Below are 393 nucleotides of genomic sequence, written 5' to 3' on the forward strand. Positions count from 1 at the left end.
TTCTGTAATTACCGTTGTGAATTCTTGTAAAAAAGATGATGACGAAGAGTTTCAGGATCATGTGGTTCAATTCGAGGTGAAAACAACTGCCGGAGGAAACATCATAAGTGTTGTTACGCAGGTAGGTACAGCTCAGAACACAATATACAATACACCACAGTCTCCTGTGACTTCACCATGGACAAGCGGGGAATTCTTCGTGAACTCCAGCCAGGCACAGTTGAATCTTGATGCAAATGCATCAATGCCTGATGATAATTCTGAATTAACGATCAATCTTTATATAGATGGAGAAGTTGTAAGAACTGTTAAGAAGAAAGGTAAAGGTGTACTTGTTGCTTCTATTGATTACAGTTTCCTAGAACCATAAAAATTATTTATTTTTAATATTTA

Annotated in this window: 1 protein-coding gene; it reads left to right on the forward strand. The window is 36.6% G+C overall.

The genetic code is table 11. The features are described from left to right. The coding region (locus ODR02_RS23545) for a hypothetical protein (protein ID WP_331835791.1) at positions 1 to 370 on the forward strand (370 nt) is incomplete at its 5' end. Between the last annotated feature and the right edge of the window lie 23 nt (positions 371 to 393).

Source organism: Chryseobacterium sp. CFS2, assembly GCF_036543225.1.
Lineage (GTDB): Bacteria > Bacteroidota > Bacteroidia > Flavobacteriales > Weeksellaceae > Chryseobacterium > Chryseobacterium culicis_A.